We start from the raw sequence: 1,199 nt of genomic DNA, 5'->3' as shown, positions 1-1,199 counted from the left end.
CATGTTGCGTTCTGGAAGCTGGGCCAGGCCGGCGGGTGTGAGTCCCGTCCCGGTAGGTACCGGAGCGCCGGGTAGCAGGCCCCGGTTCATTGGAGAGATCTGGTGGGCTGAGCGGGGTGTCGAGAGCCTCTTTGGAGGGAGCAAGCACGCGGGCCGCAGCATGAAGCGAACACTGCAGCCTCGTCAGATCCACAGTGGGAGAGCCGAGCCGCTCATGTCACGGCGAAGGCCATGTCTGTCGGGCCCTGTTCCGGGGTCAGCTCGATGGGTCTCCTCGGGGTACGGGTGGTGGCACGTGTGCAAGGTCTGGTCCGGAACAGAAGAGACCCGTCTGTCCATGCCTGGTGTCGGGCGAGAGACCGGTCGTATAAGCCGATGGTGAAAGCGAGCGGAGGGCAGCGGGAGTCCGACGGGGTCGTAGTACCGGTGATCGGCGTGGAACATAACGCGCCAGGAGGGAAGGGCCCCGACTTTGGTCACGCGTACGGAGAGGGTAAGCGTCAGGGCATGACCGGGACCGCCCGGTCCAACAACCCCGGCGGGTCTCAGCCCGCCGTAGCTGGGGAGCGGCTGGTGCCGTCACCGGCGAAGGTGCGAAAACTTCAACGCACGCTATGGGCTGCGGCCAAGCAGTCTGAGGGGCGGCGTTTCCATGCTCTGTTTGACCGTGTCCACAGAGGTGACGTGCTGTGGGAGGCGTGGGAACGGGTCCGTGTGAATCGTGGCGCGGCCGGGGTCGACAAGCAGACTCTGGTCGCGGTGGAGGGCTATGGCGTGGACCGCATGTTGCGTGAGTTGCGTGATGACCTCCGCGCAGGGGTCTACCGTCCGGCTCCGGCCAGGCGGGTTGACATCCCGAAACCAGATGGTGGCAGGCGGCCGCTGGGGATCCCGACGGTCCGCGACAGGGTGGCCCAGCAGGCGGCCAAGCTCGTGCTGGAACCGATCTTCGAGGCGGATTTCTTGTCGTGCTCGTTCGGGTTCCGGCCGAGGCGGTCGGCGACGCAGGCGATGGAACGGCTCAGGGTCGGGTTCATCGAGGGTCGGTGCTTTGTCGTGGAGTTCGATATTCGTAACTTCTTTGGTGAGATCGACCATGACCGGTTGATGGCCGGGGTTGCCAAGCGGGTGTCGGATCGTCGGGTGCTGAAGCTGCTGCGGTTGTGGCTGCGGGCAGGTGTGATGGTCGAGGGGCAGGT

Annotated in this window: 1 protein-coding gene; it reads left to right on the top strand. The window is 65.6% G+C overall.

Features of this window, described 5'->3' with window-relative positions; all coding sequences use genetic code 11:
* Window positions 1-507: 507 nt before the first annotated feature.
* On the top strand, window positions 508-1,199 hold a 692-nt coding region (locus tag ACZ3HV_RS44580), incomplete at its 3' end, for a reverse transcriptase domain-containing protein (RefSeq protein ID WP_465693964.1).

The organism is Kribbella sp. NPDC020701 (genome assembly GCF_055562215.1).
This window is presented reverse-complemented; position numbering and strand designations above follow the sequence as displayed.